The 711-nt window shown below is 54.4% G+C and carries 1 pseudogene; it reads left to right on the forward strand.

Annotation, left to right across the window (positions count from 1 at the left end):
- Nucleotides 1–375 precede the first annotated feature (375 nt).
- A pseudogene (locus C8029_RS21460) lies at nt 376–711 on the forward strand (SIR2 family protein); the annotation flags it as partial.

The following is a 711-nucleotide window of genomic DNA, read 5'->3' on the forward strand; positions in this document are numbered from 1 at the left end:
AGAATTGGGTGCTTAAAGTACGCCCTCAGCGAAAAGACTGCAAATTCAATGCCGAACAGGATGAGATAAAACAGTGGCCCTGTCTGCATCTGTACGCCAACATGAGCCTAATGAAACTGACATAGTAAGCTGGCATCTTAATTTCCGCATGACGGAGGCAAGGCATTTCGGCCTAGCGGGATACAGAACGCACGACAGACACGCCCCCTGCGCACACTATCCAAACTGCGCTGCTAACAAGCGCAACAAGCTTCAATGCGGTTGGAAAGCCGGAGCCTTTTCAGACGGCCGCCGTAGACGGGCGAGATCGAGCGTGAAATATTGAACCAAGTGCTAGATGCGAGGATGCAGAAGCAAGTGTTGAGGGAGCGCAAGTTGACTGTCAGTGTTCATAATCCCGATCAGTATATGGCGGCGCTTAGGACGATCGTCGCGCAGGGCCGGAAGCGGATCGGGCTGTTGGTTGGCGCTGGAGCTTCTGCCGGAATGGCAAAGCCCGATGGCACCTATCCGCTCATCCCGGCAGTTGCGGGGCTCACGGACCAAGTTCTCACGACACTTGCCCCAACCTATCAAAAACAGATTGATGGCCTGAAAGCCGAACTCGCGCAGCATGACATCGAGACGATCCTTTCGAGGATTCGCTCTCTGAGCCAAGTGATTGGTTCGTCGAAAGTCCACGATCTCGACGGCCCAGGCTTTGCGACCTTC

Origin of the sequence: Roseobacter sp. TSBP12 (assembly GCF_009129705.1) — a bacterium.
Lineage (GTDB): Bacteria > Pseudomonadota > Alphaproteobacteria > Rhodobacterales > Rhodobacteraceae > Celeribacter > Celeribacter baekdonensis_A.